This window comes from Prevotella sp. 885 (genome assembly GCF_002265625.1).
Lineage (GTDB): Bacteria > Bacteroidota > Bacteroidia > Bacteroidales > Bacteroidaceae > Prevotella.
This window is the reverse complement of record NZ_NOVE01000001.1, coordinates 118,334-132,367: the sequence shown is the minus strand read 5'-3', so window position 1 is coordinate 132,367 and position 14,034 is coordinate 118,334. Positions and strand designations below refer to the sequence as shown.

At 52.8% G+C, this 14,034-nt stretch carries 13 protein-coding genes; 1 reads left to right on the top strand and 12 read right to left on the bottom strand.

Going from position 1 to position 14,034, the window contains the following annotated elements:
• The first annotated feature begins 10 nt into the window (after positions 1-10).
• Entirely contained in the window at positions 11-475 is a 465-nt protein-coding gene (locus CHL74_RS00500) for a MaoC family dehydratase (protein ID WP_094879168.1), read from the top strand.
• An 841-nt stretch (positions 476-1,316) separates the two neighbouring features.
• Here CHL74_RS00500 and CHL74_RS00490 read toward each other — a convergent pair.
• The 12 genes from CHL74_RS00490 to CHL74_RS00435 all read right to left on the bottom strand — a co-directional run bounded on the left by CHL74_RS00490 (position 1,317) and on the right by CHL74_RS00435 (position 13,984).
• On the bottom strand, positions 1,317-2,309 hold the full coding sequence (locus tag CHL74_RS00490) for an FKBP-type peptidyl-prolyl cis-trans isomerase (RefSeq protein ID WP_254923181.1): 993 nt from the start codon (positions 2,307-2,309) through the stop codon (positions 1,317-1,319).
• Positions 2,310-2,353: 44 nt separating this feature from the next.
• Entirely contained in the window at positions 2,354-3,232 is an 879-nt protein-coding gene (locus CHL74_RS00485; protein WP_094879165.1) for an FKBP-type peptidyl-prolyl cis-trans isomerase N-terminal domain-containing protein, read from the bottom strand.
• A gap of 38 nt (positions 3,233-3,270) precedes the next feature.
• Positions 3,271-3,876 (bottom strand): FKBP-type peptidyl-prolyl cis-trans isomerase, encoded by a 606-nt coding sequence (locus CHL74_RS00480; RefSeq protein WP_094879164.1) that lies wholly within the window; start codon positions 3,874-3,876, stop codon positions 3,271-3,273.
• Positions 3,877-4,004: 128 nt separating this feature from the next.
• Positions 4,005-5,114: an efflux RND transporter periplasmic adaptor subunit gene (locus tag CHL74_RS00475; RefSeq protein WP_094879163.1), complete on the bottom strand. Its 1,110-nt coding sequence runs from the start codon at positions 5,112-5,114 to the stop codon at positions 4,005-4,007.
• 42 nt (positions 5,115-5,156) lie between these two features.
• The gene (locus CHL74_RS00470) at positions 5,157-6,401 is read right to left on the bottom strand and encodes an ABC transporter permease (protein ID WP_094879221.1); all 1,245 of its coding nucleotides are present in this window, start codon (positions 6,399-6,401) and stop codon (positions 5,157-5,159) included.
• A gap of 39 nt (positions 6,402-6,440) precedes the next feature.
• On the bottom strand, positions 6,441-7,703 hold the full coding sequence (locus CHL74_RS00465) for an ABC transporter permease (protein WP_094879162.1): 1,263 nt from the start codon (positions 7,701-7,703) through the stop codon (positions 6,441-6,443).
• A gap of 11 nt (positions 7,704-7,714) precedes the next feature.
• Complete coding sequence (locus tag CHL74_RS00460) at positions 7,715-8,434, bottom strand: ABC transporter ATP-binding protein (protein WP_094879161.1); 720 nt, start codon at positions 8,432-8,434, stop codon at positions 7,715-7,717.
• Positions 8,435-8,487: 53 nt separating this feature from the next.
• On the bottom strand, positions 8,488-9,429 hold the full coding sequence (locus CHL74_RS00455; protein ID WP_094879160.1) for a DMT family transporter: 942 nt from the start codon (positions 9,427-9,429) through the stop codon (positions 8,488-8,490).
• A gap of 114 nt (positions 9,430-9,543) precedes the next feature.
• Positions 9,544-11,361 (bottom strand): arginine--tRNA ligase, encoded by a 1,818-nt coding sequence (gene argS / locus CHL74_RS00450; RefSeq protein WP_094879159.1) that lies wholly within the window; start codon positions 11,359-11,361, stop codon positions 9,544-9,546.
• Positions 11,362-11,424: 63 nt separating this feature from the next.
• The gene (locus CHL74_RS00445; protein ID WP_094879158.1) at positions 11,425-11,829 is read right to left on the bottom strand and encodes an acyl-CoA thioesterase; all 405 of its coding nucleotides are present in this window, start codon (positions 11,827-11,829) and stop codon (positions 11,425-11,427) included.
• Positions 11,830-11,885: 56 nt separating this feature from the next.
• Complete coding sequence (locus CHL74_RS00440) at positions 11,886-12,515, bottom strand: WbqC family protein (RefSeq protein WP_094879157.1); 630 nt, start codon at positions 12,513-12,515, stop codon at positions 11,886-11,888.
• Between the two features lie 14 nt (positions 12,516-12,529).
• Complete coding sequence (locus CHL74_RS00435) at positions 12,530-13,984, bottom strand: S26 family signal peptidase (protein ID WP_094879156.1); 1,455 nt, start codon at positions 13,982-13,984, stop codon at positions 12,530-12,532.
• Positions 13,985-14,034: the final 50 nt, after the last annotated feature.

The window sequence follows — 14,034 nt, the reverse complement described above, 5'->3', positions numbered from 1 at the left end:
ACTAACAAATATGAGTAAAGTAATAATCAACAGTTTTCATGAGTTCACTGCTCTGCTCGGCAAGAACATCGGCGTGTCCGACTACGTAGAGCTGAGCCAGGAACGCATCAACATGTTTGCCGACGCCACACTGGACCACCAGTGGATTCATGTCGACACAGAACGTGCGGCTACCGAAAGCCCCTTCAAGACAACCATAGCACACGGATACCTCACCCTCTCCGTTCTGCCTTATCTCTGGAACCAGATCATTGAGGTGAAGAATCTGAAGATGATGGTAAACTATGGCATGGACAAGATGAAGTTCGGACAGGCTGTGAAGTCTGGCGAGTCAGTACGCCTCGTAGCCGACCTCCACTCCATCGAGAACCTCAGAGGCATCGCCAAGGTGCAGATTAAGTTCAGCATCGAGATTAAGGAGACCAACAAGAAGGCGCTCAGCGGTATCGCCACATTCCTCTATTACTTCGAGTAAGAACGGGATTTCTTAAGTAAACAACACAGCCAACAACAAGCACGACATTGTTGCTGGCTGTGTTTTTTCGTAATGATAGATGTCAGTCCCCCTTCGCGGAACTGTATGGGGTGGAAGTATCGTACGTACCCACAGCTGCGCTGCTTCGCAGCTTGCAGTGGGTTTCTTGATATAGGTCCCGCTCCGCGGAACCAGCAGCTAATGCTCAATCTGCTGTCGTCCGTAGGTGCGTGGCTATGCTATGCAAATATCGTACAAAGAGTAAAAACTTGTTACAAAATAAAAATTGATTCTAGAGATTTAGATTGCTGTTTTTACGGTGTTTTGTTGTGTAAACAGCACCCATGCTTAACGATAGCGCCACTTTTACACTCCAATAGTGCCACTATTAGACAGTAAAAGTGCCACTATTGCATGATAAAAGTGCCACTATTGGAGTGTAAAAGTGGCGCTATTGCAGCAAAAAACGGCTCGTTTGCGAGTCTGATTTCATTGCGCTTCGTAAGAAAACCTCATAACATGCTGTGTATAAGCATATTGGCTCCAAACGCTCAAAACTCAAGAATTTCGCACCAAAGATTTTGTTGTGCGCTCAGCTGGCAGTATTGAGCGTTAGAAATGCAAATATTGTGTCGGATGGCAAGGCGTCCGAATTAGGAGTTTTGAATTTTGAATTAGGAATTATTCTCGGCTTCGCCTGCGATTTTGAATTATTCAGTTGTGAATTACAGCAGACAAGGCAAACATAGGAGGCTATGGCGTCTCGAATCCATAAGCAGACAAAAAAAGGGGAATGACCATATAAAGCCATTCCCCTTTTTATATTAATGTTTAGTTGGATTTACTTCTTCTTGGAAGTCTTCTTTGCAGCAACCTTCTTCTTGCTTGCAGTCTGCTTCTCTGCCTTTACGTCCTTGGCAGGAGCCTCCTGCTTGCGGTCTATCTTAACCAGCTCCACCTTGAAGATAAGAGTAGAGTAGGGCTTGATGTTGCCGGCGGCACGAGAACCGTAGGCGAGGTCCTGCGGGATGTAAAGCTCCCATGTGCTGCCCTGCGGCATCATGGTGAGAGCCTCTGTCCAACCCTTGATTACCTGGTCAGGACGGAAAGTTGTGGTGTTCGGGTTGCGCTTGTAGCTGCTGTCGAACACGTTGCCGTCGATGGTCTTGCCCTCGTAACGTACGGTTACGTTGTCCTCCTTGCCAGCAACCTCGCCGGTGCCCTTAGTGAGAACCTTATACTGGAGGCCTGAAGGGAGCGTGATGACACCTTCCTTCTTTGCGTTCTCAACCAACCAGTTGGCGTTGTCCTTCTTGTAGGCTTCCTCCTGACGGCGCTTCTCAGCAGTCATTGTGGTGGTGAAGTAGTTGTTGGCATCCTCGTTCTTCATAACGGTGGTGTCGCCGAGGACACCTGCGAAGAAACCAGCGTTAAACTTCAGGCTGTCTATTGCCCACGGAGTCTGCTTGATGTCGTTCTTCACGTTGGGGAAGATACGGCTTTCGAGCATCTGAGCAATCTGCAGACCGGCAGCGTGAGCAGCAAACTTCTTGTCGTTCTGCTTCTCGATGCCTTCCTTGATGCCGGCAACGAACTCCTTGATGTTGGTTGAATCAACGCCGAACTGCTGCTTAACGTAGTCCATAAGACCGCGAGTGGTGAACATACCGGCTGCGTAGCTGAGCGTGTCGGCCTTTGATGTGAGAGTGACGGGTGCCTGGCAGCACTCAGTCTTGCAAGTCTTCTTCTGCTTCTTGTCCTTCTTGGCAGGAGCAGCAGTAGCGCTTGCTGTGGCGAGAACCGCAGCAAGAGCCAAAGTGAAAATCTTCTTCATTATTTTGTTATAATGTAAAGTATTGTTCGGTCTGTCTTGTCAGCTTACTTAACGCTGACAAGCTCAATGGTGAAGATCAGAGCTGAGTAAGGCTTAACATCGCCCTGCTCACGATCGCCGTAAGCGAGATCGTAAGGTACGTAGATCTCCCATACAGAGCCGGCAGGCATGTGAACGAGAGCCTCTGTCCAACCCTTGATCACCTGATTGGCGCGGAGCTGGATGGGGTTGCCACCGTTGTTCTTCTTTGTGCTGTCAAATACCTTGCCGTTGATGAAGCGACCCTCGTACTTAACCTCCACTACAGAAGTGTCCTTAGGCATAGCGCCGTTACCCTCCTTGATGACCTTATACTGCAGACCTGAAGGCAGAGTCTTTACGCCCGGCTTCTTGGCATTGGCAGCGAGCCAGTCCTGGCACTGCTTCTTGTAAGCGCCGTAGGTCTTCTCCATGTTCTTTGACTTGATGGCCATCATCTTGGCCTGAGCCACAGCCTGAGCCTGCTCCATTGTCATGGCGCCCTTCTTGCCCTTAACGCCGGCTACGAAGCCAGCCATGAAGTTCTTCAGAGAGATGGTCTTTGTAGAGTCGTCGCCGAAGAGCTCGTGATTGATGCCCTTAACCATGCGGTTAGAGATCTGCTGACCAATCTGGATACCCATGTAGTAGGCGGCCTTCTTCTTGTTGTCGCCAGCGTTGGCACCCTCGTTAAGACCCTTGATGAAGGCGTCCATATAGGTGGTGTCGATGTCCATCTGTGTGAGATACATCTTCAGACCCTGTGTCTGTGCCATACCGATGGCATAGCTGAATGAGTCGACGTCGTTCTTCAGATTTGCATTGTTTGAAGATGATTTGCCGCAAGAAGCTACGAAGCTTGCAACGGCGATAGCCAGTAAGGCTACGAAAGTTAATTTTTTCATTATCGTTGTTTTTGTTGTTTGCTGATGTTGTTTTTGGATTAGAGCACCTTGATAAGCTCTACGTCGAATACGAGTGCTGCGAAAGGAGGAATGGCCTGACCTGCGCCGCGCTCACCGTAAGCGAGCTGGTAGGGGATGAAGAAGCGATACTTGGCACCCTCGCTCATGAGCTGAACGCCTTCTGTCCAACCTGCGATAACGCCGTTGAGGGGGAATGTGGCGCTCTCACCGCGCTTGTAGCTGCTGTCGAATACGGTGCCGTCGATGAGGCGACCCTCGTAGTGGCACTCCACTGTGTCGGAAGCTGTCGGCTTCTTGCCGCTGCCCTCATTGAGCACCTGATAGAGCAGACCTGAAGGCAGAGCCACTACGCCTTCCTCCATAGCCTTGTTGGCGAGCCATGCTTCGCCCTTCTCCTTGTTGTCCTTGTATTTCTCTGCGGCAGCAGCGCGCTGCTTAGCCTCCTGCTCCTCGAAGAATGTGGTGACGAGCTTCTGCGCCTCCTGGTCAGACACCTGCGGTTCCTTACCTGTAAGGATGTCCTTTATTGCCTGTGAGAAATCGTCGATGTTGAGGTCTTCGGCTCCCATCTGTGCGAGCTGGCGGCCGATGCCAAGACCAAGGGCGTAACTAAGTTTGTTCATAATTCTTTTTGTGTATTGTTTTAATTATATATATGTGTCTTTTTTCAAATGTGCAAATTTACGACTTTTATCTGATAGACTTTCCTACATATTATTAAAAACTATTAAATACAGTACTTTAGCAAAATCTATTCTTCGCCTGCAACCTTCTTGGGTCCTCTAACGGTTTCGCCTTTCTTCAGTCCGCTGCGAATCTCGATGTTGATGCCGTCGCTCAGACCGGTTGTTACCTTGCGGCGCTCGTATGTCTTCTCCTTGCCGCTGCCTTTAACGACGTAGACGAAGGTGTCGTTGCCGCTGAACTCGATGGCGCTCTCGGGTACGGAGAGGACGCCGCGTGCCTCGGCGAGCACTATCTCGGCGTTGGCGCTATATCCGCTGCGTATCTGCTCGCTGCTGGTGGGGAGGTTTACGGCTGCCTTTATCTCGAACTGGTTGGCGCCGTTCTGGTCGGTGGCTTTCGGCGAGATATACTCCAGACGGGCATCGAACTTGAGGTCCTGCAGGGCGCCGATGGTTATCTTCATCGTCATGCCGGTGGTGAGGCGTCCCACCTCGGTCTCGTCAATGTTGCCGCGGAATATGAGGTCGTTCATGTTGGCGACGGTGGCGATGGTGGTGCCGTCGTTGAAGGTGTTGGCAAGGATGACGGAGTTGCCCACCTTCACGGGGATGTCAAGGATGAGTCCGGTGACTGTGGAACGGATAAGCGTGGACGAAGCAGAGGCGTTGGTCTTCGATACGCCGTCGCGCACCACCTCCAGGTTGTCCTGCGCAGCTGCTGATTCCTCACGGGCCTGACGCAGCGCCTGAGCTATCTTGTCGTACTCGTCGGCAGACACCAGTCCCTTGTCGAAGAGAGCCTTCTCACGCTCGAAGTCGGTGCGTGCCTGACGCTCGTTGATGCCAGCCAGTCTGACGCGGGCCTGTGCAGCGCTGAGCGAGCTCATATCGGGGATGACCTTCACCTTGGCAATCACCTCTCCGGCTTCCACCTTCTGTCCTGCCTCCTTGAGAATCTCCGTGATGATGCCTGAAATCTGGGGCTTGACGTTCACCTCGTTACGCGGCTCAATCTTTCCCGTCACGACTGTGGTCTTGCGGATGTCCATTTGCTTCGGCTCGAACTCGTTGTATTCCACCGGTTTCGGCTGCGACTTGATGTAGAGGAACACGAAGGTTCCGATGAAAACGACGGCGGCGAGGGCCATCATGATGTACTTGAAGTATCGTTTCATATCGTTGTATGGTTTTTTATTCAGTGATTGTTCAGGTTATTGTCATTCGTCTCGCATTGCGTCGACGGGCTTTATCCGCATCGCTCTGAGCGCGGGAGCAAGTCCTGCAAGCACTCCGAGGACGGACAGTCCGATGACGGTTACGAGGGCCGTCCAGAAGCTTATCTGGAAGTTGGCTTTCGGTATGCCGTCCGTGGTGTTTGCCATCTCCAGTCCTTGCAGGATGAGCACCACGAACACTATGCCGCTCATTCCTGCTATGGCGGTCAGCAGGATGCTCTCCTGAATGATCTGGGTGAGGATGACGCGCGGTGTGGCACCGATGGCGCGGCGGATGCCTATCTCGACGGTTCGCTCACGCACAGTCACCATCATGATGTTCGACACGCCGATGGCTCCGGCGAGAAGCGTTCCGATGCCGACGAGGAGGATGAGCAGATTGATGCCTTTAAAGAGATTGTCCACCATCGCGAACATCATCTCCGTATTGAATATCATCACGCCCTTCTCGTCCGTGGGGTCGACGTCGTGACCGTTGGCAATGACTGTGCGTATGTGGTCGGTGATGTCGCTCATCGTTATGCCTGGCTTGGCAGTGACGTAAAGGAGATCGACGTCTGCGCCGCGGTTATACACCTGCTGCACGAGCGAGAGCGGCACGAAGATGGAGCTTTCGTCATTGCCGTTGACGTGCATTCCGCCGTCGCTGTAGTTGACGCCCACAACGCTGTAGTAGACCGAGTCGATGCGTATGACCTGCCCGCAGGGGTCGCCTCCTTTCGTGAAGAGATTCTTATATACCTGCTTGCCGATGACACACACCTTGCGTCCCTGAGCAATGTCCATTTCGTTGATGTAGCGTCCGTAGCGCAGGTTGGGCGTAACCACCTTTCGCATCTCCGGCGTGATGCCCTTCACCGTACCTGACGACTTGCGGTCCTCGTACGTGGCGTTCGATCCCCATCGTGTTATGGTGGGCGTGATGGCGTCCAGCTCCGGCACGTTGTGTCTGAGACGCTCAATGTCGGTTCGCGTCATCGTCCACACTCGTCCTTTCTGGAATCCGTGGTATGGCTTGGTGGTGGGCTGTGCCCATATCATCGCCGAGTTGCTGGCAAAACCCTGGAAATTGTTTGACAGCAGCTGCTTCAGTCCGTCACCGCCACCGATAAGACCCACGAGCATGAAGACGCCCCAGAAGACGCCGAAGCCCGTAAGGAAGGTCCTCGACTTGTTTCGCGACAGCGTGTCGGTGATTTCCCGAAGGCGGTCAATGTCGAATTTTATCATAAATATTAAATCAAAACTCAAAATTCAAAATTCAGTTCATTCCGCTCTTAATGCCTCAATTGGCCTTGTTCGTGCAGCCTTTCTTGCCGGTACGATTCCTGCTATGGTTCCTGCCACAATCATGAGGACGGTGGCTTGTATGCAGATGCCGATGCCAACGGTGGGGTCCTCGAACACCTTTAGGGTGAAGAAGCCGTTGTCCAGCTTTTCCTGTCCGATGGTGGCGTCCATGTATTCATTGGCGGCAACGCCGAGCACCATGCCGATGTATCCGAAGAAGGTGGTGATGCAGATGCTCTCCACGATGATAAGACGCAGGATTGACCAAGGCTTGGCGCCGATGGCTTTGCGGATGCCGAACTCGTGCGTGCGCTCCTTGACGGTGATGAGCATGATGTTGGAGACGCCGACGATGCCGGAGATGAGCGTCAGGATGCCGATTATCCATAGCGCGGTGCGTATCATTGTCGTGCCCGTGTTCATCTGCAGGTTCTGCGTGAAGCGGTTCCATATCCATATTGAGTTTTCGTCATCAGGAGCTGCATCGTGCAGACGGTTGACGCGTGAGCGGTAAGCGTTCTCAAAGTCCTCGTTCTCCTTCATCGAGTTTAGTCCGTGGAAGGAGAAGACGATGTTGCCCGTCTTGTCGCCCTTGGAATAGATGGTGCGGAACGTCGTGAACGGAATGAAGGCATCATTGCCCATCGTGCTCTTGTCAGACTCGTATATGCCCACCACTTGATAAACAATGCCAGCTGCGCTGATGTATTGTCCCATAAGATTGAGCGGTGCACGCTCCAACAGTTCCTTCGCCATGTCGGAGGAGATGACGATGTTCTTACGCTGGTCGCGCAGGTCGAGATCGTTGATGAAGCGTCCCACCATCATCGTGCGCTTGTTTATCACAACATCATTGGGATAGACACCGCTGACGTTCACGCCCGTGGTGGTGGAGCCGCGATATACAAGCGTCTGCGACGGCTGGTCGAGTTCGGCACCCACATCCTCGATGTTTTCGGCGAAGCCGTTATCGGTCACTGCCATGTCCTTGTCGTTGAGTTCCACAGTCCTGCCTTTTCCCATACCGGCGTAAGCCTTTGACGTTTCGCCGCCGTAAATCACCATGGAGTTGGCGAGAAACTTCTTGGAATTGCTCGACACGGCATTGATGAGACCGTTGCCGGCGCCCAGCAATACAATGAGGATGAATATGCCCCAAGCCACGGAGAATCCGGTAAGGGCAGTTCGGAGCTTGTTATGGCGTATGGTGGTGAGTATTTCGTTGAAGGTGTCGCGCATAGTAAGTTCAGTTATTTCATTATTCCGTTAATGCCGAACGGGCTGGCGTTATGGTCGGTGTTGATGTCAATCTTTCCTATCAGTCCGTCCTTTATATGCACAATCTTGTTGGTCTGGTTGGCAACGCCACTCTCGTGTGTGACGACGATGGTGGTGACGCCCTCCTCCTTGTTTAGCTGTGCAAGGAGCTGCATCACCTCCACGCTCGTCTTCGAGTCGAGCGCACCGGTCGGTTCGTCGGCGAGGATTATCTCGGGCTTCGTAATCAGCGCCCTTGCTATAGCCACACGCTGCTTCTGTCCGCCCGACATCTCGTTGGGATAATGGTCCGCCCACTGCGTCAGACCGAGGCGCTCGAGGTATTCCATGGCAAGACGATGGCGTGTACGGCGCGACACGCCCTGATAGTAGAGCGGTAGTTCCACGTTCTCCACGGCAGTCTTGAAGGAGATGAGATTGAACGACTGGAAGATGAAGCCTATCATGCGGTTGCGATATTCGGCTGCACGCGTTTCGGAAAGGTCCTTGATGAGCGTATCAGCGAGCCAGTATTCGCCCGAATCATAGTTGTCGAGGATGCCGAGGATGTTGAGCAGGGTGGACTTGCCGGAGCCAGACGCGCCCATGATGGACACAAACTCGCCCTTGTCGATGTCGAGGTTAATGCCCTTGAGCACATGCAGGGGCTGAGCGCCCTGGTACGTCTTGTTGATGTCTTTAAGTTTTATCATACTGTGTCAGTATTATGTAAGCGGGGTGTCAGGATATAGGATAAGCTGGTGTCTTATTTCCATCTCCATGTCTTCACCACCTTGCGTCCCAGTCGGGTGATGGCAACGGTGATGCGCTGCGGCGAGAGATGCTTGCCGCCGATAATGAGCAGCACGGCTGTAAGGATGAGGACGATGCCGGCTGCAAGACGCGGAGTGAATGCCTCGCCGAAGCAGACGACGCCGATGGCTACGGCAGTAATTGGCTCGATGGCACCGAGGATGGCTGTGGGGGTGGAGCCGATGTCGTGCACTGCCACCACCATGAGCACGAGGGACAGCACGGTGGGCATGAGAGCCAGCTGCGTGGCGTAAATCCACTGGCGTGGAGTGGCGAGCATCTGCAGCGTGCCGCCCGTTGCAAAGGTTACGCCAAGGATGGGGATGAGTCCGAAGAGCAGCACGTAGAACGTAAGTTTTACGGAAGAAAGGCGCAGATTCGACTTGTTGACAACGACGATGTAAATGGCGTAGCTCAGCGAGGACAGCATCACAAGGGTGACGCCGAGGACGGAGAGCGACGAACCGTCGCCGGATTTGTTAAGCAGCGAAATGCCTGCAAGCGAGAGGAGTATGGAGATGATGGTGGCGGCGGTGACCTTCTCGCGGAAGAAGGCTGCCATAATTACTGCCACCATTACTGGATAGACGAAAAGAAGGGTGGATGCTATACCTACATCCATGTGATTGAAACTGATATAGAGCGTTGCGGACGACGTTCCCATGAGGATGCCGAGCGGGATGAGTGTGAGCAGCTCACGACGTGTGAGCGCGAAGGAGCGGCGCTGTACTAACATCATTACAGCGAGCATAACGGCAGCAATGCCGAAACGGAAGAACAATGTGGTGTATGCGGTTATGCCGTCATGGTAAAGGTTCATGGCTCCGAGAGGATTGGTGCCATAGAATACGGCAGCAGCGACGCCGCATATAGTGCCACGTAATGTCGAATTCATTTGTTGTTTGAGTTAAAAAAAACGAGAAGACTGACTATTACCTATATATAAATGTAAGTAAGAACCAATCTCCTCGTCTGCATCTATCAATTATTCATTTCTTGAGTATTCAGATTACATTCTCTCAGGCACCTCAATGCCGAGCAATGCCATGCCGTTGCGCAGGGTCTTTGCCACGTTAGCGGCAAGCACAAGGCGTACGAGCTTCTCCTCCTTGGTGTCTGCACCGAGAATAGAGTAGTCGTGATAGAACTGATTGAAAGCCTTTGTAAGCTCATAGCAGTAGTTTGCAATGCCGCTGGGCGAATAGTCCTTGCCAGCCTGCTCCACTGCAGCACCGAACTCGCCGATCTTCTGAATCAGCTCAATCTCCTTCTCGTTGAGCGGCATGTTGGCCTCGAGAGAAGCGGGAATGGTGATGCCTTCTGCCTCTGCCTTGCGGAGAATGGAACGGATACGTGCGTATGTGTACTGGATGAAAGGTCCTGTATTGCCGTTGAAGTCGATTGACTCCTCAGGATTGAAGAGCATGTTCTTGCGGGCGTCTACCTTCAGGATGAAGTACTTGAGTGCACCGAGACCCACTACGCGGGCAATCTCGCGACGCTCTTCCTCGCTCATATCCTTGAACTTGCCAAGCTCCTCGCTGGTCTTGAGAGCGTCGTCCACCATTGCCTCGATCAGCTCATCGGCGTCAACGACTGTTCCCTCGCGGCTCTTCATCTTGCCGTTAGGCAGCTCCACCATTCCGTAAGAGAAGTGAACAAGCTCCTTGCCCCACTTAAATCCGAGACGGTCGAGGAGGATGGAGAGCACCTGGAAGTGATAGTTCTGCTCGTTGCCAACGACGTAAATCATCTTGTCGATGGGATAGTCAGCGAAGCGCATCTCTGCAGTACCGATGTCCTGTGTCATGTAGACGCTGGTACCGTCGGCACGGAGGAGCAACTTCTGGTCGAGTCCCTCGTCGGTAAGATCAGCCCATACCGAGTTGTCCGGCTTGCGGAAGAAGAGTCCCTTGGCGAGTCCTTCCTCCACCTTCTTCTTTCCTACGAGGTAAGTGTTCGACTCATAGTAGATCTTGTCGAAGCCTACGCCGAGTGCCTTGTATGTCTCGTCGAAACCAGCGTACACCCAGTCGTTCATCTTCTTCCAGAGAGCGCGAACCTCAGGATCGTTGTTCTCCCACTTAACGAGCATTTCGTGAGCCTCCTTGATGAGCGGAGCCTCAGCCTTTGCCTTCTCTGTGGCAGCCTCTTCGTCCATACCCTCAGCCACGTACTTGGCCTTAAGCTCTGCCACTTCCTCACGGTAGTGCTTGTCGAAAGCCACGTAGTAGTCGCCGATAAGGTGGTCGCCCTTCTTGCCTGATGTCTCAGGTGTCTCGCCGTTGCCGAACTTCAGCCATGCGAGCATCGACTTACAGATATGTATACCACGGTCGTTAACGATATTGGTCTTGATGACGCGGTTGCCGTTGGCCTCCATAATCTGTGCGAGTGACCAACCGAGGAGGTTGTTACGCACGTGTCCGAGGTGGAGCGGCTTGTTGGTGTTAGGTGACGAATACTCTATCATCACGAGCGGCGAGTTCTCAGTTACGGGCTTTTCGCCGAACTTCGGGTTGCTGTTCATCTCGTTGAGCAGACCAATCCATGCCTTGCTGTCGATGACGAGGTTGAGGAATCCCTTAACGACGTTGAAGTCGGCGATGGCGTCGCAGTTCTGCTTGATGTATTCGCCAAGGTCCTGAGCTGTGTCTTCCGGCTTCTTGCGAGAAATCTTGAGGAAGGGGAACACTACGAGCGTGAGGTTGCCCTCAAACTCGCGCTTTGTCTTCTGGAGCTGCACCATCTTCTCGGGCACCTCTTGTCCGTAAAGGGTCTTCACTGCCTGCTGTGCAGTGGTGATGATTTGCTGTTCTATAGTCATGTATCTTGTATATATTTTTTTAAATCAGTTTGTTGTTATTTAATTGAACTTGCGTTAGTTCAGTTATTTAATGAATCCGAACGCCTTGTCGTACTCGGGGCTGTTGGCGAGTCGTCCGTTGACGAGGCACACCAGTTCCACGGTTGCGCGGAACGCCAGTCGGTTGTCCTCCTTGCGATAGATGTCCTGGAGGAAGACGTATCGCAGTCCTTCCTTTCTGATGGCGAGTCGTGATACGAAGACGTCGTCATTGTGGAGCGGCGCCTTATACTGAAGGTTCATGCGTGCCACCACGGGGTCTATGCCCTGGTCGTGCAGCTTGGCGAAGCTTACGCCGAGCGACTTGAGGTAGAGGTGTCGCGTATGTTCGGTGTAATGGAGGTAGTTGGCGTTATTGACGATGCCCTGTATGTCGCATTCGTAGTCGCGCACCTCCATCTCTGTCTCAAAGACGTATTCTGGTTGCATATAGTTGCGTTTATGTTTTAGTTTTTATATGCTTTCGCGTTATTATACGTACGTTCTTATAGATGTAACACTCCTTCCGGTCCTTCATTGAAGAGCAGGTCGAGCGCCGACATGTTCGGTTGGAATCCCTGTCTCAGATTATGCACCTGATAGTAAGGCTTCGGCGTGAAGTCGGGGTCTGGCAACGGATGCTTCGGACGTATGGCGTCACGGAAGTCGTCGATGTCTGCGGCGTCTGCGTCGACGTAATGGTCGGTCACGCTTATGTTAGGCTCCACGTCGAGCAGTTCGCACAGCTTCAGCGTGGTTTCCATGTTGAAGTCGAAGAGATAGTCCCATCTGCGCTCGAAGAACGGTCTGATGTCGTCCTCATAGTAGATAAAGAACGGACTCTCCCCGTAAGCCGAAACAAGGGCGTTCCAGTGTAGGTGCCGCCATGAGCCGTGGTCGGAGATGCGTATGTCGCGCATCGGACACTTCGTTCCCTCGTAGCGTTCTATTGGCACGGTGAGCGCCTGTACGCCGTTGGCAGTGGCAATAAGACACCGGTTGCGATAGGTCTGCTTCGTGAAGTTGTCGTGTGCCTCCACCGTTATCTTCCCGTAGCGGTGGAGCTTCTGCATCCACTGCACGGGCGGGAAATAGGCGGAGGACAGTAGCGCTGTCTTCTCGTATGGCGAGGTCATTATGTTGTGCTTTTTTATTTGATGTTGTCCACGAAGCGGAAGAGACGGCTCCATCGGATGCCTGAGAATCCTGAGTGGTCAGGGTCGTGGCTCCACCAGATGAAGATGGGCTTGCCGACGATATGGTCCTCAGGCACGAAGCCCCAGTAACGCGAGTCGAGCGAGTTGTGACGGTTGTCGCCCTGCATCCAGTAATAGTCCATCTTGAATGTGTAGTACTTCGCTTCCTTGCCGTTGATGTATATCTTTCCGTCCTTCACCTGAAGGTCATTGCCTTCATACACGCGGATGGGACGTTCGTACACGGCGATGTTGTTCATAGTGAGCTTCAGCGTGGCACCCTTCTTCGGAATCCATACCGGTCCGTAGTTGTCACGTGTCCATCCCTTGTTGCCGTTGAGCGGATAGATGTCCCATGTGGTCGGGTCGTTGACGAGCGTAACGCTCTCCACCACGTCCTTGCGTGCCTTCAGCGCCTTTACGGAAGCGTTGGTAAGCGGAAGATATCCGGATGTGTTGAGGCTGGTGATGTCCTCCATAGAGATGCCTAATTCGTCCATAAGTTCGAGCGGCATCTGGCTGCGGAGCTTCACGTAGTAAGAATACTGCACGTTGTCCGGCTCCTTGTTGGCCTTGCCGTCAAGATAGATGATACGGTTCTTTATCTGGAGAGTCTGTCCCGGCAGACCCACGCAGCGCTTCACGTAGTTCTCGCGGCGGTCGGCAGGTCTTGCCTTGATATGTCCGTATTCAGAAGGATTAGAGTCGATGATGTGGCGTCCGTCAGCATACATCTGTGCGAGGAAGTCGCGCTGCTGCTGGAGTGTCATCTTGCTGAGGTTGGGCAGGTAGCCGCCGTGCGTCTGTGCATAGGCACCCTCTCCGAGTCCGTAAGCGAGGCGATAGAAGTCCTGCGCCTGATATTGCGGAGCTGTGCAGATGGTATCGCCGGCTGGATAGTTGAACACTACGATGTCGTTCAGCTCTACGTGACCGAATCCCTTGGCACGCTCATACTTCCATTGCGGCCACTCGATGTACGAGTCGCAGTCGAAGACGGGCAGTGTGTGCTGTGTGAGCGGCATGGTCAGCGGGGTCTGCGGCTTGCGCGGTCCGTAGCTCACCTTCGAAACGAAGAGGTAGTCGCCGGTCAGCAACGACTTCTCGAGTGATGATGAGGGGATGACGTAGTTCTGGAAGAAGAAGAGGTTGATGAAGTAGACGGCTACGAGGGCGAACACCAGTGCGTCCACCCATGACATGATGAAGCGTGTGGCATCGTTAGGCGACTCGCGCCACCACTGCCATTTTATCTTCTTTGTGATGTATACGTCGAAGATGAAGGGTACGACGATGAGGCCCCACCAGCTTTCCACCCATACGAGGAAGAGCAGATACAGAATGGTGGCGACGGCGAATTTGGTCCACTGGCAGCGTGGATTTAACTCTTTTTTTTCTTTTGTTGCCATGTTGTTTGTCGGTAATGTGTATGTAAGAGTGTTCTTTTGTTGTCTTGTCT